22 protein-coding genes and 1 tRNA gene are annotated in these 21,954 nt (G+C 70.2%); 6 read left to right on the top strand and 17 right to left on the bottom strand.

What is annotated here, in order from left to right; genetic code table 11:
• Positions 1–35 precede the first annotated feature (35 nt).
• On the bottom strand, positions 36–479 hold the full coding sequence (locus tag DK368_RS03855; protein WP_114392247.1) for a DUF4398 domain-containing protein: 444 nt from the start codon (positions 477–479) through the stop codon (positions 36–38).
• Between the two features lie 352 nt (positions 480–831).
• Positions 832–3,573, bottom strand: coding sequence for a cation-translocating P-type ATPase (locus DK368_RS03845; protein WP_114392245.1), 2,742 nt, complete (start codon positions 3,571–3,573; stop codon positions 832–834).
• Between the two features lie 422 nt (positions 3,574–3,995).
• On the opposite strand from DK368_RS03845, the gene rho reads away from it, so the two are divergent.
• Together rho and DK368_RS03835 are read left to right on the top strand one after the other, a co-directional pair.
• Positions 3,996–5,261 carry a transcription termination factor Rho gene (gene rho, locus DK368_RS03840; RefSeq protein WP_114392244.1) on the top strand — a complete coding sequence of 422 codons (1,266 nt, stop codon included), beginning with the start codon at positions 3,996–3,998 and terminating at the stop codon, positions 5,259–5,261.
• A 278-nt stretch (positions 5,262–5,539) separates the two neighbouring features.
• Complete coding sequence (locus tag DK368_RS03835) at positions 5,540–5,755, top strand: hypothetical protein (protein ID WP_114392243.1); 216 nt, start codon at positions 5,540–5,542, stop codon at positions 5,753–5,755.
• Positions 5,756–5,774: 19 nt separating this feature from the next.
• Here DK368_RS03835 and hemJ read toward each other — a convergent pair whose 3' ends face one another.
• From hemJ to DK368_RS03820, 3 genes are all read right to left on the bottom strand, one after another.
• Positions 5,775–6,215, bottom strand: coding sequence for a protoporphyrinogen oxidase HemJ (gene hemJ / locus DK368_RS03830; protein WP_114392242.1), 441 nt, complete (start codon positions 6,213–6,215; stop codon positions 5,775–5,777).
• Between the two features lie 159 nt (positions 6,216–6,374).
• The gene (gene irrA / locus DK368_RS03825; protein WP_114392579.1) at positions 6,375–6,842 is read right to left on the bottom strand and encodes an iron response transcriptional regulator IrrA; all 468 of its coding nucleotides are present in this window, start codon (positions 6,840–6,842) and stop codon (positions 6,375–6,377) included.
• 150 nt (positions 6,843–6,992) lie between these two features.
• A complete protein-coding gene (locus tag DK368_RS03820; protein WP_114392241.1) occupies positions 6,993–8,087 on the bottom strand; it encodes a hypothetical protein in 1,095 nt (364 codons plus the stop codon).
• A gap of 127 nt (positions 8,088–8,214) precedes the next feature.
• On the opposite strand from DK368_RS03820, the gene DK368_RS03815 reads away from it, so the two are divergent.
• Positions 8,215–8,829 carry an alpha-ketoglutarate-dependent dioxygenase AlkB family protein gene (locus tag DK368_RS03815; protein ID WP_114392240.1) on the top strand — a complete coding sequence of 205 codons (615 nt, stop codon included), beginning with the start codon at positions 8,215–8,217 and terminating at the stop codon, positions 8,827–8,829.
• Between the two features lie 15 nt (positions 8,830–8,844).
• On the opposite strand, the gene DK368_RS03810 is transcribed toward DK368_RS03815, so the two are convergent.
• From DK368_RS03810 to DK368_RS21595, 5 genes are all read right to left on the bottom strand, one after another.
• A complete protein-coding gene (locus tag DK368_RS03810) occupies positions 8,845–10,713 on the bottom strand; it encodes an AMP-dependent synthetase/ligase (protein ID WP_114392239.1) in 1,869 nt (622 codons plus the stop codon).
• Positions 10,714–10,827: 114 nt separating this feature from the next.
• Entirely contained in the window at positions 10,828–11,880 is a 1,053-nt protein-coding gene (locus DK368_RS03805) for a magnesium transporter CorA family protein (RefSeq protein WP_114392238.1), read from the bottom strand.
• Positions 11,877–12,809, bottom strand: coding sequence for a bifunctional methylenetetrahydrofolate dehydrogenase/methenyltetrahydrofolate cyclohydrolase FolD (gene folD, locus DK368_RS03800; protein ID WP_114392237.1), 933 nt, complete (start codon positions 12,807–12,809; stop codon positions 11,877–11,879). The genes DK368_RS03805 and folD overlap by 4 nt, the downstream gene beginning before the upstream one ends.
• Positions 12,810–12,866: 57 nt before the next feature.
• Complete coding sequence (locus tag DK368_RS03795; RefSeq protein ID WP_114392236.1) at positions 12,867–13,190, bottom strand: DUF167 family protein; 324 nt, start codon at positions 13,188–13,190, stop codon at positions 12,867–12,869.
• An 8-nt stretch (positions 13,191–13,198) separates the two neighbouring features.
• Positions 13,199–13,510 carry a YggT family protein gene (locus DK368_RS21595; protein ID WP_162305852.1) on the bottom strand — a complete coding sequence of 104 codons (312 nt, stop codon included), beginning with the start codon at positions 13,508–13,510 and terminating at the stop codon, positions 13,199–13,201.
• Positions 13,511–13,816: 306 nt separating this feature from the next.
• On the opposite strand from DK368_RS21595, the gene DK368_RS03785 reads away from it, so the two are divergent.
• Positions 13,817–13,892, top strand: a tRNA-Ala gene (locus tag DK368_RS03785).
• A 160-nt stretch (positions 13,893–14,052) separates the two neighbouring features.
• Here DK368_RS03785 and DK368_RS03780 read toward each other — a convergent pair.
• The 4 genes from DK368_RS03780 to DK368_RS03765 form a co-directional block, all read right to left on the bottom strand.
• Positions 14,053–14,736 carry an ABC transporter permease gene (locus tag DK368_RS03780; RefSeq protein ID WP_114392234.1) on the bottom strand — a complete coding sequence of 228 codons (684 nt, stop codon included), beginning with the start codon at positions 14,734–14,736 and terminating at the stop codon, positions 14,053–14,055.
• A gap of 11 nt (positions 14,737–14,747) precedes the next feature.
• On the bottom strand, positions 14,748–15,458 hold the full coding sequence (locus DK368_RS03775) for an ABC transporter permease (RefSeq protein WP_114392233.1): 711 nt from the start codon (positions 15,456–15,458) through the stop codon (positions 14,748–14,750).
• A gap of 38 nt (positions 15,459–15,496) precedes the next feature.
• Positions 15,497–16,369, bottom strand: a complete 873-nt coding sequence (locus tag DK368_RS03770; RefSeq protein WP_114392232.1) for a transporter substrate-binding domain-containing protein — start codon at positions 16,367–16,369, stop codon at positions 15,497–15,499.
• Positions 16,370–16,475: 106 nt separating this feature from the next.
• Positions 16,476–17,270 carry an ABC transporter ATP-binding protein gene (locus tag DK368_RS03765; RefSeq protein WP_114392231.1) on the bottom strand — a complete coding sequence of 265 codons (795 nt, stop codon included), beginning with the start codon at positions 17,268–17,270 and terminating at the stop codon, positions 16,476–16,478.
• Positions 17,271–17,510: 240 nt separating this feature from the next.
• Between DK368_RS03765 and DK368_RS03760 the strand changes: the two genes are divergently transcribed.
• The gene (locus DK368_RS03760) at positions 17,511–18,458 is read left to right on the top strand and encodes a hypothetical protein (protein ID WP_114392230.1); all 948 of its coding nucleotides are present in this window, start codon (positions 17,511–17,513) and stop codon (positions 18,456–18,458) included.
• A 193-nt stretch (positions 18,459–18,651) separates the two neighbouring features.
• The gene (gene fabI, locus DK368_RS03755; RefSeq protein WP_114392229.1) at positions 18,652–19,428 is read left to right on the top strand and encodes an enoyl-ACP reductase FabI; all 777 of its coding nucleotides are present in this window, start codon (positions 18,652–18,654) and stop codon (positions 19,426–19,428) included.
• 90 nt (positions 19,429–19,518) lie between these two features.
• Here the strand turns inward: fabI and ccmI are convergent, their stop codons facing one another.
• Genes ccmI through DK368_RS03740 form a run of 3 tightly spaced genes read right to left on the bottom strand, consistent with a single transcriptional unit; the run spans position 19,519 to position 21,949 of the window.
• Positions 19,519–20,904 carry a c-type cytochrome biogenesis protein CcmI gene (ccmI, locus tag DK368_RS03750; RefSeq protein ID WP_114392228.1) on the bottom strand — a complete coding sequence of 462 codons (1,386 nt, stop codon included), beginning with the start codon at positions 20,902–20,904 and terminating at the stop codon, positions 19,519–19,521.
• Positions 20,901–21,419, bottom strand: a complete 519-nt coding sequence (locus DK368_RS03745) for a cytochrome c-type biogenesis protein (protein WP_114392227.1) — start codon at positions 21,417–21,419, stop codon at positions 20,901–20,903. Before DK368_RS03745 ends, ccmI begins: the two co-directional genes overlap by 4 nt.
• Positions 21,419–21,949, bottom strand: coding sequence for a DsbE family thiol:disulfide interchange protein (locus DK368_RS03740; protein ID WP_114392226.1), 531 nt, complete (start codon positions 21,947–21,949; stop codon positions 21,419–21,421). The genes DK368_RS03745 and DK368_RS03740 overlap by 1 nt, the downstream gene beginning before the upstream one ends.
• Positions 21,950–21,954 lie beyond the last annotated feature (5 nt).

Here is a 21,954-nt window from a genome sequence, read left to right as displayed (position 1 = left end):
TCGGTCACGGAAGGGGCGGACATGGCGGCGCGGGATCAGTCGCCGGTCGGAACCGGCGACAGCGGAACGGTGCTGCCCGTGGCTGCCGGTGGCGGCATTGACCCGGCCGATGACGGCCCCGTGCCGCCGACCTCCGCCTGCAGGGCATTGATGGTGCGGGCCACATCCTCCCGCGCTTCCTCGGCCTGGGCCGCCTGGGCCTTGGACTGGGCGAGGCGCACGGTGGCCAGGGCCTGCTCCGACAGCCGCCGGCTGCGGGCGTAATCCTCGGCGCGCCAGGCCGCCTCGGCCGCCGCCACCTCATCCTGCGCCGCCCGCATCTCGACCGGGGCATAGCGGTTCAGGATCTGGGGATCGGCCCCGTCCAGCGCGGCCCGGGCCGCCGGCAGGCTGGGCGGTGGCGCATCGGGCGTGGAGGAACAGGCGGCGAGGCCAGCCAGCAGCAGGACCGGCAGGAGCGGGCGGCAGGCGCGCAACATGGGAGGCGGCTCCGGAAATGCGGTTGCAGGGTCCCGCTGCAACCCGCCACCGCGCGCGGATGTTCCATCTCCCGGCCCGCACTCCCCCGTCCGGGCGACCGTCCCCCCCGAACGGGACGGCCATGACCGATGCCGGCGCGGCCGTCCACGAGGCGAAGCACTGGCCCGGTGACGCTCCCGGCCCGGTCAGCCTGCGCACCAGCGAGGGGCTTGCGCGCAAGCGCGCCCTGACCAGGGAGCCTGATGACGAGGGAGATGGTGTGGACGCCGCATCAGGCGTGGCACATCCCGGCCGCGACACGCATCCGGCCGTCCCATAGCGCCCGAACCTGACCGGACCGCCGGCCCCCGCTCACCCCAGACGCCGACGCAGGCCCTTCTCCCCCTCCACCAGCAGGAACAGCAGCACGGCCAGCAGGGTCAGGCGCAGCCAGTCGGCGCCGGTCAGGGGCGTGGTGGCGAACAGGGCCTGCATGGGCGGCGCATAGGTCAGAAGCAGCTGCGCCGCCAGCACGGCCAGCACGGCCCAGAGCGCGATCGGATTGCCGAACAGCGCCGCCCGCGTGAAGGCAGCGGCGACCAGGACCCGGCAATTGAACAGATAGGCCACCTCGAACAGGACCAGGGCATTGACCACCAGCGTGCGGGCCGTGGCCTCCGGCCGGCCGGCGGCCAATGCATCGGCAAAGATGAAGGCGCAGCCCGCCACCATCAGCATCGTGACGAAGGCGATGCGCCAGACCAGGAATCCGGACAGAAGCGGCACGTCGCGCGGCCGCGGCGGCCGGTCCATGAGGTCACGGTCGGCCGGATCGAAGGCGAGGCTGAGCGACAGGGTGACGGCGGTGACCATGTTGACCCAGAGGATCTGAGTCGCCGTGATCGGCATGGCCATGCCCAGCAGCACGGCCACGACGATGGTGCCCGCCTCGCCGAAGCTGGTGGGCAGCACATAGATCAGGGCCTTGCGCAGATTGTCGAAGACGGTGCGCCCTTCCTCCACCGCATGGACGATGGTGGCGAAATTGTCGTCGGCCAGCACCATGTCGCCGGCCTCCTTGGCGGCCTCGGTACCCTTGGCCCCCATGGCGATGCCGACATCGGCCCGCTTCAGGGCGGGGGCATCGTTGACCCCGTCGCCGGTCATGGCGACGATGTGCCCGGCCCGGCGCAGCGCCTCCACCAGCCGGATCTTGTGTTCCGGCGTGGCGCGGGCGAAGACGGCATGGTCGCAGGCGGCGCGGTCGAACCCGTCCCCGTCGAGCCGGTCCAGCGCGGGACCGGTGATGACTCCTCCCTGCAACCCGGCCTGCAACCCGGCCTGCAACCCGATTTGGGCGCCGATGGCGCGGGCCGTCACCCCATGGTCGCCGGTGATCATCTTCACGGCGATGCCGGCCCGGCCGCATTCGGCCACGGCCGCCGGCACCTCGGCCCGCGGCGGGTCGATCAGCCCGACCAGCCCCAGCAGCAGCAGCCCGTCCTCCACATCCCCCGGCACCAGCGTCTCCGCCCCCGGCAGCGGCTTGCAGGCCACGGCCAGCAGGCGCTGCCCCTCGGCCGCCAGCGCGTCCATGCTCCGGCGCCAGGCGTCGCGGTCCAGCGGCCGCGCACCGTCCGGCGTCAGCACCGCGGCGGCGCGGGCCAGCAGCGTCTCCGGCGCGCCCTTGACATAGGCCATGGCCTCCCCGTCCGGCGCGCGGTTCAGGGTGGCCATGTAGGCCCGGTCGCTTTCGAACGGGATGCCATCGAGCCGCCGGTGGCGGGCCGTCTCCGCCACCCGGTCCAGGCCGGCGCGGGCGGCGAAGGCCAGCAGCGCCCCGTCCACGGCATCACCCTCCACCCGCCAGCCCTCGGCGCCGTGGTCAAGGGCGGCGTCGTTGCAGAGCAGGACCGCCCGCGCCAGATCCCGCAGCAGCGCATCGCCGCCGGCGCCCGGCCCCGTCACCCGGCCGGCCGGATCATAGCCGTCGCCGCTGACCTGGAAACGGCCGCCTGCGGTCACGGCGGTGCGCACCGCCATCTCGTTGCGGGTCAGGGTGCCGGTCTTGTCGGTGCAGATGACGCTGACGGCCCCCAGTGTCTCCACGGCGGGCAACCGGCGGATGATGGCATTCCGCCGGGCCATGCGGGTGACGCCGATGGCCAGGGTGATGGTCAGGATGGCCGGCAGCCCCTCGGGAATGGCGGCCACGGCCAGCCCCACCGCGGCGGCGAACATCTCCGCCACCGAGAAGCCGCGCACCAGCACACCGACGCCGAAGGTGGCGGCGCCCAGGGCCAGGATGGCGATCGTCAGCCAGCGCCCGAACAGGCCGATCTGCCGGATCAGCGGTGTCTCGCCGGACTGGGTGTCGGCCAGCAGGCGGCCGATGCGGCCCAGCTCGGTGCGGTCGCCGGTGGCCACCACCACGCCCTGCCCCTGGCCGCGGGCCACCAGCGTGCCGGAATGCAGGATGGAATGGCGTTCGCCCAGGGCGGCGTCCGCCGCCGCCGGGGCGCTGTGCTTGGCCACGGCCAGGCTCTCGCCGGTCAGGGCGGCCTCCTGCACCTCCAGCCCCTTCGCCTGCAGCACCCGCAGGTCGGCCGGCACCCGGTCGCCGCTGGCCAGCCAGACCACGTCGCCCGGCACCAGATGTTCGGCGGGGATGGTGTGGCGCTGCCCGCCGCGCACCACCCCCGCCTGCGGCGACAGCATGTCCCGGATGGCGGCCAGCGCCTGCTCGGCCCGGCCCTCCTGGATGAAGCCGATCAGCGCATTGATCAGCACCACCCCGGCGACGACGGCGGCATCCACCAGATCGCCCAGGGCGGCCATGACCAGCGCCGCCGGGATCAGCACGGCGATCAGCGGATTGGTGAACTGGCGCAGGAAGCGCTGGAGGGCGGAGACCGGGCGCGGCGGGGTCAGCCGGTTGGGGCCATGCCGCGCCAGCCGGGCGGCGGCCTCCGCCTCCGCCAGCCCATGGGGCGCGCTGTCCAGCCGTGCCAGCACCTCCGGCACCGGCAGGCGATGCCAGCCGGGGGCATCGGCCGGGGTAGCGGCGGCCGCGGTGGCACGGACGATGGTGGGCAGTTCGGGGCGGTCGGACATGGCCTGTCTCCTCGAAAGCCGGGATGGCACCGGACGGCAAGGGATCATCGCGCAGTCCCATCCTGGACGCGGACGACCATCGGCCGCCATGACCGGGCGCATCGGCGGCCGCCGGCCGGGGCGGAATCGCCCCCCCTCCCCCATAATCCCCCGGGAGAGCCGGGGCGGGCCACGGTTTTGCTTTGACTTGACGGAATCGGTGTAATAACCATCTTCAAGGCCATCGGCCCTTTCCCTTGAGAACCGTCAAGAGTTCTCCGGCGTCCGCCTCGTGGACGACGTGACTGTGGCCCGATTCCCGGACCTGAGCTTCGGTGTGTTCCACGGCGCCTGCCGTTGCGGGCACATCGGCGACCTGCCCCCCGGCCAATCCCGGCTTTCCTCCCCCTCGCCATACGGCCCCCGACCAAAGCCAAATCCCGATGAATCTTCAGGAACTCAAGGCCAAGACCCCCGCCGAACTCCTCGCCTTCGCCGAGGAGCTGCAGATCGAGAATGCCGGAACCCTGCGCAAGCAGGACATGATGTTCGCGATCCTGAAGCAGCTGGCCGAAAACGACGTGCCCATCTATGGCGAGGGCGTGCTGGAGGTGCTGTCCGACGGGTTCGGCTTCCTGCGCTCGCCGGAAGCCAACTACCTGCCGGGTCCGGACGACATCTATGTGTCGCCGTCCCAGGTGAAGCGCTTCGGCCTGCGCACCGGCGACACGGTGGAAGGGCAGATCCGCGCGCCCAAGGATGGCGAGCGCTATTTCGCCCTGCTGAAGGTCAACAGCATCAATTTCGACCACCCGGACAAGGTCCGGCACCGCATCAACTTCGACAATCTGACGCCGCTCTATCCCGACGAGCGGCTGAAGCTGGAGATCGAGGTCGATAATTCCGGCAAGCGCAAGGACATGACCACCCGGGTCATCGACCTTGTCAGCCCCCTGGGCAAGGGCCAGCGCGCCCTGATCGTGGCGCCGCCGCGCACCGGCAAGACGGTGATGCTGCAGAACATCGCCCATTCCATCGCCACCAACCACCCCGAGGTCTATCTCATCGTCCTGCTGATCGATGAGCGGCCGGAGGAAGTGACCGACATGGCCCGGTCCGTGCGCGGCGAGGTCATCAGCTCCACCTTCGACGAGCCGGCCACCCGCCATGTGCAGGTGACGGAGATGGTGCTGGAAAAGGCCAAGCGCCTGGTCGAGCACAAGCGCGACGTGGTCATCCTGCTGGACAGCATCACCCGCCTGGGCCGCGCCTACAACACGGTGGTGCCGTCGTCGGGCAAGGTGCTGACCGGCGGTGTCGACGCCAACGCCCTGCAGCGGCCCAAGCGCTTCTTCGGCGCCGCCCGCAATGTGGAAGAGGGCGGCAGCCTGACCATCATCGCCACGGCGCTGATCGACACCGGCAGCCGCATGGACGAGGTGATCTTCGAAGAGTTCAAGGGCACCGGCAACAGCGAGATCGTGCTGGACCGCAAGCTCTCGGACAAGCGCATCTTCCCGGCCATCGACATCCAGAAGTCCGGCACCCGCAAGGAGGAGCTGCTGGTCGACAAGGGCGCCATGTCCAAGATGTGGATCCTGCGCCGCATCCTGAACCCCATGGGCACCCAGGACGCCGTCGAATTCCTGGTGGACAAGCTGAAGCAGTCGAAGACCAACAACGACTTCTTCGACAGCATGAACCAGTAACGGCGGGCCGCCCGCCGGCGGCTTTCCCACGGATGTGCGACGAACCGCCCCGCGGCCACCCGGCCCGGGGCGGTTCTGTTCTGGGCGGTCGACAGCGCCATGACAGGGACGCCCGACCTTATGGTTGCCACATTTGCAACCAACAGTCCGAAGCCCTGTTCTTTGGGATAGGACGGCCCAAGTGCCGCAGATCCTTCATGCCGCTGTAATCGGACCGGGGCATGGTCCGCGGCAGGAGCGCGTCACGCAGCAGCGCTGCCAAGCATCAGGAGGACGACATGGACAACCGAGAGCCCGAAGCCACCGTCGCCGGGCCGGTGGTGACCGGACTGATCCTGGCCGAGCCGCGCCTGCGCGATCTGCTGGAGGATGAGCCGCTGCAGCTGCTGATGGCGCGCGACGGCGTCTATCGCGAGGATCTGCTGGCCCTGGTCCAGCAGGTGGCGGCCAACCGGCGCAGCGGCTGCCAGGACGGGGCCTGCGCGGCGGCCTGAGCCGCCGCCGCCGAGCCGATCAGAACGGCTTCACCACCACCAGGATGACGATCCCGATCAGCAGCAGGGTCGGGACCTCGTTGAGGATGCGGTAATATCGCTGCGGCTTCGGCCGCTGGTCGGCGGCGAAGGCCTTGCGGTGCTTCGCCAGCACGCCATGCACGCCGCTCAGGCCCAGCACCAGAAGCAGCTTGGCATGCAGCCAGCCCTGCCCCTGCAGCCAGCCCGGTTCCATCACCAGCAGCGTCAGGCCGAACAGCCAGGTGGCGATCATGGACGGATTCATGATGGCGCGCAGCAGCCGCCGCTCCATGACCTTGAAGCGCTCGGACTCCGGCGTGCCCGGCTGCACCTCGCAATGATAGACGAACAGGCGCGGCAGGTAGAACAGGCCGGCCATCCACGCGGTCACCGCGATGATGTGCAGGGACTTGATCCAGAGATAGAGGGGATGATCCATCGTGCCGAGGCTCCGGAAGTGTTTTCCGGCTTATAGCGCACAGAGCCGCCCCGGCCCACCCCCTGCCGCTCACAGAGGTGTCAGCTGCCGTTCCGGTGACGAAACGACACACGCTGGACCAGGACCGGCGGATCAGGACCGGCAGATCAGGACCGGCGATCACTCCGCCGTGGGCTGGTCCAGGCCACGATCGGCGGCGCCGTCGACTTCGGCCAGGCGGACGATGATATCGACGCGGGCGATGCGGGTGCCCGGCGGCGGCTCCGGCAGGTTGGAGACCTGGATGCTCTCTTCCGGGATGTCCTGCAGGTGGCCGCTGCCCTCGACGAAGAAATGGTGGTGGATGCCGACATTGGTGTCGAAGTAGGAGCGTCCCGCCTCCACAACCACCTCACGCAGCAGTCCTGCGGTGGTGAACTGGTTCAGCGTGTTGTAGACCGTGGCCAGCGACACCGGCAGATCGGCCGCCACCGCCTCCCCATGCAGCTGTTCCGCCGTGATGTGGCGGTCGCAGCCATCGAACAGCAGACGGGCCAGCCCCAGCCGCTGACGGGTGGGACGCAGACCGGCCTGGAGCAGACGATCCAGGGCGGGCTTGTAGGTGCGGGGGGCGGCGGTCGTGGTCATGGCGGGGATATGGGATGCCGGCACAGGGTATGGAAGGTGTCTATCTATCTGGAACAATTCCGGGGGAGCTGGCAAGCCCCTGATTCGGCGAAAAAAGTCATTTCTGCCACCAAAAGGTGTTCCGGAGCCGGCCGCAGCGCGGGCAGCGGATCAGACACCGTCATCATCGTCATCACCGTCATCGTCCTGGCTGCCGGCCACATCCGGTGCGGGCAACAGGTCCTCCTCATCCTCGTCCTCGACTGTGGTGTGGCCGAGGACGGCGGCGCGGATCTCCCGCTCCAGCATGGCCAGCGTGTCCCGCGCCATCTCCGTGCCACGCCGGTCCTCGGCGATGGCATAGCTGAACAGGGCCAGCATGGTCTGGTTATCGACGGTGACGCCCCGCAGCCAGAGATGGAAGCGCAGCTTCTCCCCATCCTCCTCGCCATCGGTGGTGAAGCGCGCCAGCACGCTGTCGCCGCTGAGATCCTCGACGCTGCCCTCGCCCACGCGGCCGTCGGGCCCTTCGGCGAACTGCTGCGCCGTCTGTTGCAGCACCACGCGCGCCAGCGCCTCCCCCTCCGCCCCTTCTCCCGTATGGGGGAAGCTATGGACGGCCACACGCAGGGTGCCGCTGTCCGCTTCGTCGCGGAAAAAGACGGAGAGGTCGCCGTCCCTGTCCATCTGCCAGTCCCAGGGCAGACGGAAGCGCACCATGTCGGCATGGCCGACATTGCGCATGGTCACCCGCTTCACCGGCTCCGCTTCGGAGGCGGGATGGAACTGGATGCGCGCCGCCTCTTCCCCCAGGCGGTCCACCAGCTCGTCCAGATCGGGCTGGGCACTGCTGAGTTCGGGCACCAGCAGCTGCACCGTCACCACCCGCACCTGATCCGGCGGCTGGAAGTCCGCCACCTTCCAGACGAAGATCTGGCGGTCCGGCGGCTGGGCCACGGCATAGGCGATCCAGCGCCGCCCGTCATCATCGCCATCCTCCGAGGGGGCGATGCCGTGGGGCAGCACATTCTCCCGGTCGAGATACTGGATGGCTTCCTCCGTCCGCACGCCATAGGGATTGCGGTAGGTGGTGACCGACACCAGCAGGTCAACCGGGTTGGGGCCGGGCGACTGGAAGGCCAGCCCGCCATCATCCCGCGACAGGCGGCGCCAGTCCGCCGGCAGGCGTAGCGAGGCCACGCCGCCGCGCAGGGCGACGGGGCTCCAGTCCGAACCCGGGTCCGTATCGAAGGCTTCATCCCACATGGGGTCGAATCTAGGCATGCCCGGGCCGGGAGTCCATGTCCGGCAGAAGGCTGGGACGAATTTGCCGGACTTGGCAGTCCGGCAGGCAACGCCCATACATCAGGATATCCCGCCTGGAGATCCCGCCATGCCGGTCGCCGTGGACGGCTTCCGCCACCATCCCGATCACCTCGATCCCGCCGCCCAGCAGGCGCTGGTGCGGACCGTGCTGACCCTGGCCGGGGAGGCGCCGTTCAGCCGCTATGTCATGCCCGGGTCCGGGCGGCCCTTCAGCATCGACATGACCAATGCCGGCCCGCTGGGCTGGGTGGCCGACCGCAGCGGCTACCGCTATGCCCCGGCCCATCCCGGCACCGGCCGGCCCTGGCCGCCGATCCCGGAGGCGCTGCTGGCGCTGTGGCGGACACTGACCGGCTACCGCGCCGATCCGGAATGCTGCCTGATCAACCTCTATCACGGGGCCGGCGCCAGGCTGGGCCTGCACCGGGACGAGGACGAGCAGACCTTCGACGCCCCGATCCTGAACCTGTCGCTGGGCGATACGGCCGTGTTCCGGCTGGGCGGCCCCCGGCGCGGCGACCCCACCCGCAGCTTCGCCGTGACCAGCGGCACCGCCATGGTCTTCGGCGGCCTGTCCCGCGTCTGCTACCACGGCATCGACCGCATCCTGCCCGGCAGCAGCCGGCTGGTGCCGGGCGGCGGCCGCATCAACCTGACCCTGCGCCGGGTGACGCCGGCCTGACCGCGGCGGCCGGCCTCAGTCGTACAGGGCGTCGATCTGGGCTTGGAACCGGGCCTGGACCACGCCGCGCTTGATCTTCAGCGTCGGCGTCAGCATGCCGTTGTCGATGGTGAAGGGCTCGGCCACCAGGGCGAATTTGCGGATGCGCTCCACCCCGGCCAGGGTGCGGTTGGCCCGGTCGACGGCATCGCCCACCAGTTTGCGGAACTCGGCATCCCCGGCCAGGACGGACAGCGCCTCGGGCTTGCCGCGGCGGCGGGCCCAGGCGGCAGCGATCTCGGCATCCGGCACCAGCAGGGCAACGATATAGGGGCGCTTGTCGCCGCAGACCACGGCCTGGGCGATCTCCGGCTCCAGGCTCAGCCGCGCCTCCAGCCGCGCCGGCGAGACATTGTCGCCGCCCGAGGTCACCAGCAGGTCCTTCTTGCGGTCGGTGATGACGATCCGGCCTTCCACATCCCGGTGGCCGACATCGCCGGTGTGCAGCCAGCCGTCCACCAGCGCCCGCTCGCTGGCGGCATCGTCGTCCCAATAGCCCAGCATGACATTGGGGCCACGCACCAGCAGTTCGCCGTCGGGGGCGAAGGTGACGACGCAGCCGGTCACCGGCGGCCCCACCGAATCGATGCGCGGGCTGGAGAAGCGGTTGACGCTGATCAGCGGCGCCGCCTCGGTCTGGCCATAGCCCTGCAGCAGCGGGAAGCCCAGGGCCTGGAAGAACAGGCCCACACCGGGGTTCAGCGCCGCCCCGCCGGAGATCAGGCCGCGGATGCGCCCACCCAGCCTGGCCTGCACCTTCCGCCGCACCAGCCGGTCCAGCAGCCGGTCCAGCAGGGCCTTGTGCGGGGGCAGCCGGCCCCCGGCCCGGTAGCGCTGCTCACCCAGGGCCAGGGCCAGCTGGAACAGCCGCCGGTTCAGGGCCGGCGCCCGGTCCACCTCGCGCTGGATGCGCTGCATCACCACCTCGCACAGGCGCGGCACCACCAGCACGATGGTGGGGCGCAGCTCCTGCAGGTTGGCACCGATCTTGTCCACGGCCTCGGCATAGGCGATCTCGGCCCCGATGGTCAGGGGGAAGAACTGGCCGCAGCTGTGCTCATAGGCGTGCGACAGCGGCAGGCAGGACAGGAACAGCTCGGTGCCGATGCCGATCTCGGCAATGACGTCGACGGCGCCGCGGCAATTGGCCAGCACCGCCCGGTGGCTGAGCACCACGCCCTTGGGGGCGCCGCCGGTGCCGGACGTGTAGATGATGCAGGCGGGCCGGTCGAGCGGCCAGCCGGCGACCAGCGCCCGCACGTCGAGCGCCCCGCCGGGCAGCACATCGCCGGGCTGATCCCCGCCGGAAACCGCCGTCTGCCGCCCTGCGTCCAGCAGGCCGGCCCAATCCAGGGTGCGCAGCGCGGGATCGGCCGGCGGCTCCACCCCGATGGTGACCAGGGTGGCGCAGCAGCGGGTCTCCTGCATGGCCATATGGACCTTGCGCGTCAGCGCCGCCCCCGACACCAGCACCAGACTCGACCCGCTGTTGCGCAGCACATGCACATAATCCGGGATGCCGATGGTGGTGTAGGCCGGGACGGTGACGGCCCCCAGGCTCATGATCGCCAGATCGGCCACCAGCCATTCCGGCCGGTTCTCGGCCACGATGCAGACCCGGTCGCCGGGCTTGACGCCCAGCGCCGCCAGCCCGCGGGCGGCCTGCTCCACCTGCGCCGCCACCTGCCGCCAGCTGAGACTGTGCCAGGCGCCGTCGCGCTTGACCCGCAGCAGGGGGCGATCCCCCAGCCGGTCGGCCTGGTCGAAGAACATGGCGGGCAGGTTGGCCCAGGATTCGAACCGCGGCGCGGGCCGCGGTGCGGGCGGCTGAGCAGCCGTCGGCATACGCCTCTCCATCAGACGATATCTCCCGGGCGCCGGGCACCCTGCGCGGGACCGGCCTGCCGAGACAACGGAATATTCTTGAAGGTTGGGTTAATGCCGCGCCGCCGGACTCCGCTACAGCCAGCCACGGCGACGGAAATAGACCAGCGGCAGCACCGCCGACAACAGCATCAGCAGCAGCGCCAGCGGATAGCCGAAGGACCAGTCCAGCTCCGGCTGGTGATGGAAGTTCATGCCATAGATGCTGGCCACCAGCGTCGGCGGCAGGAAGACCACGGCCGCCACCGAGAAGATCTTGATGATGTTGGTCTGCTGGATGTCGATGACGCCCAGCGTGGCATCCAGCAGGAAGTTGGTCTGCATGGCCTGGAAGCCCGCATGCTCCACCAGCGAATGCACGTCGCGGGCGATGGTCTTCAGCCGGACCTTCTGGTCCTTGTTCATGCGTGCGCCCACCACGGTCAGGGCGAAGGCGCACAGCCGCTCCAGTCCGGCCAGGCAGGCGCGGACCTTCTGCGTCAGGTCGCCGGCCCGGCCCACACCGGTGATGACAGCCTTCAGGCTGTCGGCCACAGGCTTGGGCGAGCCGGTGACGGCCCGCTGCACGATGCGGCGGCGGCGGGCACCGTCACCGGCGCGGTCGTCGGTCCGCAGCTCGTGCTCCTTGGCCTCGGCGAAGACGCGGCTGGACAGCTCGTCCAGATCGCCACCCACCATCTCCAGCACGTCGGCCGCCCGGTCCACCACCGCCTCCAGCAGGCCCAGCATGGCCTCCAGCGCCGTGGTCACCAGGGCCGGGCTGCGCAGGGCGCGGGCGGCGAAGATCGACAGCCACAGCGGCTCGGTGTTGCGCAGCGTGACCAGCACGCCCGGCGTCAGCACGAAGGTCAGCAGGCCCAGATCCAGCCGCCCGTTGTCACCGCGGCTGATGACCGGCGTGGTCAGGAAGGCGCAGTCGCCCTCCACATAGAGGCGGGACGACGCCTCGATCTCGCTCATGTCCTCTTCGGTGGGCAGTTCCAGGCCCAGCAGGCGTTCGGTCAGCCCGCGCTCCTCCGGCCCCGGCCGCAGCACGTCGAGCCAGACGGTGCCGGGCGGCAGCGCCGCCCCCGGCTCCAGCAGACGGGCCTGCAACCCCTCGCCATCGCGGACATAGGCCGTGATCAAACGGGAGTCCCGCGGGCGGTGGTGACCTCGGCCGGCAGGTCGATGCCCGCCGTGCGGCAGGCCGCGGTCAGCGTGTTCAGCAGCAGACAGGCGATGGTCATGGGGCCGACGCCGCCCGGCACCGGGGTGATGGCCCCGGCCACGGCCTTGGCCTCCTCGAAGGCCACATCGCCGACGAGGCGGGTCTTGCCGGCCGCGGCGGCCACGGGATCGCGGGCCGGGACCCGGTTGATGCCCACATCGATGACCACGGCGCCTTCCTTGATCCAGTCGCCGCGCACCATCTCCGGCCGGCCGACGGCGGCCACCAGGATGTCGGCGCCGCGGCAGACGGCGGGCAGGTCCACGGTCCGGCTGTGGGCCACGGTCACCGTGCAGTCCTGTTGCAGCAGCAGCTGGGCCATGGGCTTGCCGACGATGTTGGAGCGGCCGACGACCACGGCATGCAGCCCGCGCAGCGACCCCACCGTGTCGCGCAGCAGCATCAGGCAGCCCAGCGGCGTGCAGGGCACCAGCGCCGGCAGCCCCACGGCCAGCCGGCCGGCATTGACCACATGGAACCCGTCCACGTCCTTTTCCGGCGTGATGCCGGCCAGCACCGCGGCGCTGTCGATATGGGCCGGCAGCGGCAGCTGCACCAGGATGCCGTGGATGCTGGGATCATGGTTGAGCTGGTCCACCAGACGCAGCAGCGCTTCCTGCGTGGTGTCGGCCGGCAGCCGGTGCGTCACGGAGTGCATGCCCGACTCGCGGGTCTGCTCGCCCTTGTTGCGCACATAGATCTGGCTGGCCGGATCCTCGCCCACCAGCACCACGGCCAGGCCGGGGATCAGGGCGCGCTCGGTCCGCAGCCGCTGCACCGCCTGCCCGATGCGTCCGCGCAAATCCGCGGCGAAGGCCTTGCCATCGATGATGCGTGCTTCCGACATGGTCTCCGGTCCTCGGTCGTTCTGGGCAGTCCGCCCGTCTGTTGGCGGGGGCAGGCCCTATCCTGGCAGGGCTTCGGCCCACGCCAACAGACGGGCGGCCAGATCCTGCGGTTCGCCGCCTACGAATAATACTTTGGACCGGTCGGCGCCACCCGCGGCCACGTCGATGCTGGATTTCGCCACCCGCCACTGCTTGGCCAGCAGCCCGATGACGGCGGCGTTGGCCTTGCCGTCCTCGGGCACGGCGGTGACGGCGACCTTGACCACCCGGCGCCCGTCAGCCCCGTCGGCCAGCCCCTGCACCGCGGTGCGCGACGCCTTGGGCGTGACGCGGAGATAGACCTTGACCCCACCCGCCACGGGCTCGACCGGCGGCTTCATCGCGGCGCTCAGCCGAAAGTGCCGACGATCGATCCGGCATAGCCGGCCAGCAGCGAGCGGATGAACATGATGGCCAGGATCACCACCACCGGCGACAGGTCCAGCCCGCCGAGATTGGGCAGGACGGCGCGGACGCGGCCCAGCACCGGCTCGGTCAGCCGGTACAGCATGTCGCTGACCGTGTAGACGAAGCGGTTGCGGGTGTTGATGACGTCGAAGGCGATCAGCCAGCTCAACACCGCGGAGATGATGAGAACCCAGACATACAGGGCCAGGACCGTATCGATGAGCTGCAACAGAGCGATGATCAGCGGTGCCATTGGTCCTGCCTGGTTCGGTTTGCCATACGGGGGAGCGCCACCGGAACGGACCGCTTCTTCCCCGGGCATGAACGTAATGTCGGTGCCCCGCCCTGTCCAGGGATGCACGACCGCAGAGCGGAGAGCGGGTCCGGGATACAGCGGACGGATGCGGGAGCCCCCGCGTCTCCGCCCCTTGCCCGCCGATTTGCCCGCCGATTTGCCCGATGAGGCCCGCGCAAAGCCCTTGACAGGCCGCCCCCGCCTGACCATTATCCCGCCCACTTCGAGCCGCCCGCGATACCCAGGGGTGGCCGACGGAAATGTGGGGTCGTAGCTCAGCTGGGAGAGCGCCGCGTTCGCAATGCGGAGGTCAGGAGTTCGATCCTCCTCGGCTCCACCATTTCCCTCCTTCCCTTTCCGACAGACTCTCTCCGACAATCCAGCCTGCCGCAATGGCGGCCGGGCCATCCGCGCGGCGGGATGGCGCCATCGCGGGGCAAACGCGCACGCCGCCGGCGAACAGTGCCGGCCCGCCGGGATGCGCGTCCGCCTGTCCCGGCCTAGCGCCGCGTCTCCCGGGCCAGGCGGCGTTCGGCCAGGCGCACACCCTGGGCGATGACGAGATTGAGCAGCAGATAGAAGGCCCCGGCCACCAGGAACACCTCCAGCGGCTGGTAGGTGCGGGCGGCGATGGCGCGGGCCACGCCGGTCAGTTCCATCAGCGTGATGGTGCTGGCCAGCGAACTGGCCTGCACCACCTGGATCATCTCGTTGCCGTAGGCCGGCAGCACCTGGCGGAAGGCCTGAGGCAGGATGATGCGGCGGTACATCAGGCCCGGCGCCATGCCCAGCGCCCGTGCCGCCTCGATCTGGCCGAAGGGAACGGACAGGATGCCGCCGCGGATGATCTCGCCGCCATAGGCCCCGGTGTTCAGCGTCAGGGCCAGGATGGCGCACCAGTAGGGCTCGCGCAGCAGCGGCCAAACCAGGCTTGCGCGCACCGCCTCGAACTGCCCCAGCCCGTAATAGATCAGGAAGATCTGCACCAGCAGCGGCGTGGAGCGGAAGACGAAGACATAGGCCCCCACCAGCAGCGACAGCGGCCGCAGCCGGGACAGCCGGCCGAAGGCCGTGGCCACGGCCAGGACGATGCCGGCGGCCAGCGACAGCAGCACCAGTTCCAGCGTCAGCACGGCACCGGCGGCCAGTTGCGGCAGCGAGGTCTGGATCAGGGTCAAATCCATGGCCGCCCCCCTCAGGCCCCGGCCCGGCGCACGCCGCGCGCGGCGCGGCGCTCGGCCCGGTGGAACAGCAGCTCCGACCCCGTGGTCAGCAGCATGAAGATCACCGCCGCGGCGATGTAGAACAGGAAGGGCTGGCGGGTGGAGCCGCTGGCGACGAAGGAGACGCGCATCAGTTCGGCCAGGCCGGTGACCATGATCAGGGAAGTGTCCTTCAGCGTCATCTGCCAGACATTCGACAGGCCCGGCAGGGCATAGCGCAGGGCCAGCGGCACCAGGATGCGGCGCAGGATCAGCCCCCGCTGCATCCCCAGCGCCCGCGCCGCCTCCAGCTGGCCGGCCGGCACCGCCTGGACGGCGCCGCGGATCACCTCCGCCGCATAGGCGCCGGAGACCAACCCCACCGCCAGCACGCCGATGACGAAGGGCGACAGGTCGACCCGGCCGCTGAAGCCGAACAGGCCGGCGGCCCAGGTGGCGGCGCTGCCGCCGCCGAAGAACAGCAGCCAGATCACCAGCAGGGCCGGCACCCCGCGCACCACCGTGGTGTAGACGGCGGCGGCACCGCGCAGCAGCAGGCCGCCGGCCAGGGTGGCGGCGGCCGACAGCGATCCCAGCACCAGACCGATGCCATAGGCGAGCACGGCCACCACCAGCGTCATCCCGGCGCCGCGCAGGATCTCGTCCCCCCAACCGGAGTCACCGAATTGCAAGAGGTCCAGCATGGGGAACCATCAGCGAGAGCGGGGCACCGGATGGTGCCTCAGGGCATGGAACTGTCGAAGCCGAACCACTGCTCGGCCATCTTGCGCAGGCTGCCATCCTCCTTCAGGGAGCGGATGGCACCGTTCAGCGCATCCAGCAGCTTGTCGTCGCCCTTGCGCAGGGCGATGCCCATGCCGGCCCCGAACAGACCGCCATCGAAGCCCGGACCGAAGAAGCTGTAGGCCTGCCCCTCCGGACGGTCCAGGAAGGGTTCCCAGGCCACGGCATCGGCCAGCCCGACCTCGATGCGGCCAGACTGCAGGTCCAGCGCCATGTTCTCCTGCGTGTCGTAGCGGCGCAGATCGACCACGTCGGCCAGATATTTGTCGGCGAAGTCGGCATGGATGGTGGCGGTCTGCACCCCCACCGTCTTGCCCTTCAGCTGGGCGCGGACCAGATCGATGGCCTGCTGCTCCGCCGGGTCGATCTCGTCCAGATTGACGCGCTCCATGCCATAGGTCACGGCCTGCAGCGGATTGTCCTTGGCCGTGACCAGATAGGCCGGGGTGGAGGCGTACCCGACGGTGAAGTCCACCACCTGCCGGCGTTCCGGCGTGATGGACATGCCGGAGATGGCGGCATCGAAGCGGCCGGCCTGGAGGCCGGGGATGGTGCCGTCCCAGGCCTGCACCACCCATTCGCAGCGCACCTTCATGCGGCTGCACATCTCGTTGACCATGTCGATCTCGAAGCCGGTCAGCTTGCCGCTGCTGTCGACCATGTTGTAGGGCGGATAGGCGCCCTCGGTGGCGAAGCGGATGGGATCGGGAAGGGGCTTGTCGGCCGCCTGCTGCTTGTTCTCCTCCTGGCCGCACCCGGCCAGCACCAGCGTCACCGCCAACGCCGCAACCGCGGCGAACACCCTCTTCATGCCATCGTCCCCTTCGCGCCCGACGCCCCGCACCACCAGAGTGCGTCACGGAACCTAAGATGTTGCACTTTCAAGACGAAACCCGGCCGGCGTCAAGCGCCACCACTTAAAGACGTCCCTCGCGCGCCAGGAACTGGCGGCAGCGTTCGCTGCTGGGATTGCCGAACACCTGCTCCGGCGGCCCCTCCTCCTCGATGCGGCCCTGGTGCAGGAAGACGACCTTGTCCGACACCTCGCGGGCGAAGGCCATCTCATGGGTGACGATCAGCATGGTCGCCCCCTCGTCGGCCAGATCGCGCATAACCCGCAGCACCTCGCCGACCAGTTCGGGGTCCAGCGCGCTGGTCGGTTCGTCGAACAGCATGACCTGCGGTTCCATGGCCAGCATGCGGGCGATGGCGGCCCGCTGCTGCTGCCCGCCGGACAGCTGCGCCGGATAGGCGTCCTTCTTCTGGTCGAGTCCGACCTTGGCCAGCAGGCGCTCGGCCCGCGCCACCGCCTCGTCCCGGGGCTGGCCCAGCACATGCACCGGCGCCTCGATGACATTCTCCAGCACGCTGCGGTGGGTCCACAGGTTGAAGCTCTGAAACACCATGCCGCACCGGCGGCGGATGCGGTCCACCTGCCGGCGGTCGGCAGGCCTGGCCCGGCCCGACCGGTCCGTGGTCAGGCGCAGCTCCTCCCCCTCGATCCAGACGCGGCCGGAATCCGGCACCTCCAGCAGGTTGATGCAGCGCAGGAGCGTGCTCTTGCCCGAACCGGAGGAGCCGATCAGGGCCACCACCTCCCGCTCGCGCGCCGTCAGCGACACGCCCTTCAGCACCTCCAGGTCACCGAACCGCTTGTGCAGATCCTCCACCACGATGGCGGGCTGGGCTGCGGGCGTGACAGGGGCGGACATGGGCACGGGCGACTCCGGGGGATGGGCGGGCCGAGGCTAGCGCGCACCGGCCCGGCCTGGAAGAGCCTTTCGCACCCCCGCCGCACGCCTGCCGCAACCCGGCAGCCGTGCAGCAACCTGGACCGTGCCTTGTACAAAGGGGGGATGCTTGTGCATGCCCCCGGTCACCCCCCATGCTATCCTGTCAATTCTTCGCCTTCGTCCGGGCCGGCCGGCGCGGCGCAGCCCCCTCGGACCCCGATGAACCGCAGCACCCATTTCCTGTTCGAGCACAAGGTCTTCACCCTGGAGGACTGCCGTTTCCTGCTGTCGCGCTCCACCGAGGAGCCGGTGATGCGCTTCAAGCTGGGCAAGAACGACGCCGAAGTGCCCATCGACAAGCTGTGCAACGAATTCAAGATCGACCCCAAGGGCTTCGACGGGCAATTGCTGGCCATGGTGGAGAAGGGGCTGAACTATGTGCGCCAGATCCGCCCCGGTGACAGCATCCCCAACGAGCTGATCGACGGCACCGCCAGCTGGCGGGTGGACGAGGCCCACTTCATCCGGGCCAAGGCCCGGCTGACGGTGCAGCTGGTGACCTGGCTGACCGGCGGCGAGACCGTGATCTCCAATCCCACGGAACTGGAGCAGGTGGCCGAGGACCCCAAGACCAAGGCCCGCGTGGCCGAGGCCTTCCGCGTCATCGCCGACCGGCTGGCCCTGACCGACAATCCTGAGGAGGAGCTGGGCAAGCGCATCGACGCGCTGGCAGGCGAGCTGTCCTATGTGGAGGCGCTGCGCGACCGGGCGGCCAAGCTGGCCCTGATCCGCCAGGGGCTGGAGACGGCCCACCGGCTGTACAAGATCGAACGCACGGTGCGCGAGGAGATCGTGCGCATGCAGACCCTGTCCATGCCGCCCATCGCCGACCTGGAACAGCGCTTCGCCCAGCTGGACGCCCAGACCGGCGAGGTCCTGTCGATGCTGCGGGCCTTCGATAAGAACGTCGCCTATATCCGCGAGATGCGGGACGACCTGCACCAGTGCCTGATGCTGTGGGACGAGGTGCTGGAGGGGTGGGAGACGACCCCGGTGGAGAAGGGGCCGCCGCTGGACGCGCTGCTGAAGCAGACCTATGCCTTCCTGGCCCGCAAATTCTCCCAGGCCAACCAGTGGAAGCTGGCCAGCCGCGCCGCACCGCGCTGACGGGGCCGGGCTGACGGGGGACGGGCTGACAGGGCTGGGCTGACAGGGCCGGGCTGACGGGGCCGGGCTGACGGGGCCGGGCGGAAAGACCCCGCTGTGAAGCTTGTGTGTCGCGCCCTTTGAACAGGAGCACAAACGGACACGGGCCTGCTATTGTTGCACCGCAACATAGCCATCGCGCCCGGAGACCGCCATGTCCAACCTATCCATCAGCCTGGAGGGCAAGAAGGGCCTTGTCGTCGGCATCGCCAACGACCAGTCCATCGCCTATGGCTGCGCCCGCGCCTTCCACAGCCTGGGGGCGGAGCTGGCCGTCACCTATCTGAACGACAAGGCCAAGCCGCATGTGGAACCGCTGGCCGCGGCGCTGGATGCCACGCTGTTCCTGCCCTGCGACGTGTCGCAGCCGGGGTCGCTGGAGGCGGTGTTCGAGGCCGTCTCGGCCCGCTGGGGCCGGCTGGACTTCCTGCTGCATTCCATCGCCTTCGCCCCGCGCGAGGATCTGCATGGGCGGCTGGTCGACTGCTCCCGCGAGGGGTTCCTGACCGCCATGGACATTTCCTGCCATTCCTTCATCCGCATGGCCCGGCTGGCCGAGCCGCTGATGAACCAGGGCGGCACCTTGTTCACCATGAGCTATCACGGCGCCCAGAAGGTCATCGAGAATTACGATGTCATGGGTCCGGTCAAGGCGGCGCTGGAAGCCGCCGTGCGCTATCTGGCGGCGGAGCTGAGCCCGAAGGGCATCCGCGTCCATGCCATCTCCCCTGGTCCGATCAAGACCCGGGCCGCCTCCGGCCTCAGCCAGTTCGACGAGCTGATGCAGCGCGTGGCCTCGCGCGCGCCGGCCCACCGGCTGGTGGAGATCGACGATGTCGGCATGACCACGGCCCTGCTGGCCACCGATGCCGGCCGGCTGCTGACCGGCGCCACCACCTATGTGGACGGCGGCTACAACATCATGGGCTGACCCGCATGGGTTGAGCCGCGCCGGGACGCGCCGGCCCCGGCCGTACCGGCCCGCCACTGCGGGAGGGGCGGCGGGGGCGGCGTCACGGGATCAGCGCAGCGCCTCCAGCCGCTTCTGCAGGTCGGCGCGGATGGGCGCGTCGGGCGGCAGCTGGGCCAGCAGGCGGGTGAACAGGTCGCGCGCGGCCTCCGTCCGGCCCTCGGCCGCCGCCTGCTCGCCCAGGTAATAGAGCGCCTGGGGATTGTCGGCGTCCAGACGCAGCACCGTGCGCATGGTCTCCAGGAACTCCGGCGAGGAGGGCTGGTCCTCAGCCGGGGCCAGGGACTGGGCCAAAGCCAGCCAGACATCGACCCGCTCCGGCGCGGCCCTGGTGGCCTGGCGCAGGGCATCGAGGGCCGCCTGCGGCTCGCCCAGCACGCTGCGGGCGCGGGCCAGACGCAGCCAGCCCTCCACATCGGCGGGATTGTCCTTCAGCCGCGCCTCCAGCCCGTCGACCATGCCGCGGATGGCGCCCTGGCGCTGCTCCGGGCTCATGGCGGCCATGGACTGCATCTGCTCCGCCGTCGGACCGCCCTCGGCCATGGCCGGCGGCGGCGACGGCGGCTGCGGGGACGGCGTCACCGTGGCCGGATCGACACCGATCTGCTCCGCCGCGGCGCGGATGCGCTGGCGCAGCGGCTCCACCCAGGGGGCGTCGGCAGGGCTGTCCTTCAGCAGGGCGGCCCAGCGCTCGATGGCCCCCTGCAGGTCGCCGGCCTGCTGCCGGGCGATGCCGAGATAGTAGCGGGCACGGGCATCCCCGGGATCGGCGGCCAGCACCGCCTCGAAGGAGGACTGCGCCTCCGGCCCGACGATGCCGTCGGCGGCATTGGTCAGCGACTCGGCGAAGGCGCTCATCAGCTCGGCATTGCCCTGGCTCAGCCCCACGGCCTTTCGGTAGGCCTCGGCGGCATCGGCATGACGGCCTAGCGCGGCATAGGTGCCGCCCAGCAGGGTCCAGCCTTCAAGATTGTCGGGATTGTCCTTCAGCGAGCGCTCCAGCCGCTCCATGGCCTGAAGCACCTGCGGCGGCACCTGGGGTCCGGTGGTGCGGCTGGCGAAGGGCACGGCCGGCAGGTCGGGCCGGCCCAGCGGCAGATAGAGGCCCAGGGCAGCCAGCGGCAGCAGCACGGTCAGCACCATGGCCAGTTTGCGGCTGGGACCGGCGGTGACATGGCGGCCCTTGTCGGCCTTGTCCGCTTCCGCCGCCGCGGCCAGAAGGCGGCGCCCCACCTCGGCCCGGGCGGCGCGGGCCTGCTCCGGCGTCAGCAGCCCGCGCCCCAGGTCACGCTCGATCTCGGCCAGCTGGTCCGTGTAGATGCCGCGGGAGAAAGCGGCCGTGGGCAGCATCTCCGCCGCCGGGCGCAGCAGCGGCCGCAACAGCAGCAGCACCGCCACCGCCGTCAGGGCGGCGGCCGCAAGCCAGAATCCGATCATCGCCGCCGCTCCCCGTCGGTCTCGTCTCCGGCCCCGTCACCGGCGTCTGTGGCCAGCAGGGCCTGCAGCCGCGCCTCCTCCTCCGCCGTCAGCCCGGCGGCGGCCTGGACCGCCTCGCTGCGCCGGTTGCGCAGATAGAAGGCCGTGCCCGCCCCCGCCACCAGCAGCAGGGCGAAGGGGCCGAACCACAGGACCCAGGTGTAGGGCCGCACCGGCGGCTTCAGCAGCACAAAATCGCCATAGCGGTCGGTCAGGTACTGCAGCACCTGGCCGTTGCTGTCGCCGGCGGCCAGCCGCTCGCGCACCAGCACCCGCAGGTCGCGCGCCAGGGGCGCATTGCTGTCGTCGATGGACTGGTTCTGGCAGACGAGGCAGCGCAGCTCCTGACTGATCTCCCGCGCCCGCGCTTCCAGCGCCGGGTCGGCCAGCTTCTCGTCGGGCAGCACGGCGAAGGCCGGCCCCGCCAGCAGGGTGGCGAGGCCGGCGGCGGCCAGGATACGGGCCGGCAGGCGCATCACTTCGACAGCTCCCGGATCATGGGCAGGATCTTCTCCTCCACGTCGCGGGGCATCAGCGGCCCCACATGGCGGTAGCGGATGCGGCCCTGACGATCGATGACATAGGTTTCCGGCACGCCATAGACGCCCCAGTCGATGGCGACGCGGCCGTCCTGGTCCATGCCGATGCGGCTGAAGGGATTGCCCATCTGCGCCAGGAAGGTGCGGGTCGCCTCGGGCTTGTCCTTGTAGGCGATGGCATTGATGGCAATGCCCTGCTCCCGCGCCAGCCGCGTCAGCAGCGGATGCTCCACCCGGCAGGGCGCGCACCAGCTGGCGAAGACATTGACCAGCGACACCTGTCCCTTGAGATCCTGCGACGACAGACCCGGCACGCCGTCCAGCACCGGCCCGAGCGCGAAGTCCGGAGCCGGCTTGTCGATCATGGCGCTGGGCAGCACCGAGGGATCGTGGCGCAGCCCGACGGCGAAATAGCCCACCAGTCCCAGGAACAGGACCAGCGGCAGCAGCAGCAGCAGACGCTTCATCGCGG

It is taken from the genome of Oleisolibacter albus (genome assembly GCF_003336875.1).
GTDB lineage: Bacteria > Pseudomonadota > Alphaproteobacteria > Azospirillales > Azospirillaceae > Niveispirillum > Niveispirillum album.
This window is presented reverse-complemented; position numbering and strand designations above follow the sequence as displayed.